The following is a 474-nucleotide window of genomic DNA, read 5'->3' as shown; positions in this document are numbered from 1 at the left end:
GAGTAAACTACAGCCACAAGTAATTACTCCCACTGAACAAGCTGGGAACTGGTTTAAAGTTCAAGTAAATGAAACATCAAAATGGATTTATGCGCCATCTGCTACATTTGAAGGGACGAAATCGTCATTATTAGAAAATCAAAGTTCTGCTGAAAACAAAAATACACATTTATATAAAACACCAGCTAACTTACATACAAACAATATTTATGGCGTTACATTTAAAGAAATGATTGTTCCAAAAGGGAATGAAAACATTCGACCTGGATACGCAATGGATCCAAAATACATTACAATTCATGAAACTGCTAATACTAGTAAAGGTGCTAACGCTTTAAACCACGCAAAGTACCTAGATAACCAAGCACGCGGAAATACGGACCGCTCAGCTTCTTGGCACTTTACAGTAGATGATAAAGAAATTTATCAACACCTTCCACTTAATGAAGTTGGCTGGCACGCTGGAAATAAGAC

1 protein-coding gene is annotated in these 474 nt (G+C 36.5%); it reads left to right on the top strand.

What is annotated here, in order from left to right; genetic code table 11:
• Positions 1-474, top strand: a 474-nt coding sequence (locus tag AC1DJR_RS33275; protein WP_477004598.1) for a peptidoglycan recognition protein family protein, incomplete at both ends; no start/stop codon positions are given.

The organism is Bacillus sp. 05T31, assembly GCF_056396725.1.
The sequence above is the reverse complement of the archived record's forward strand: the minus strand, read 5'-3'. Positions and strand labels throughout refer to the sequence as shown.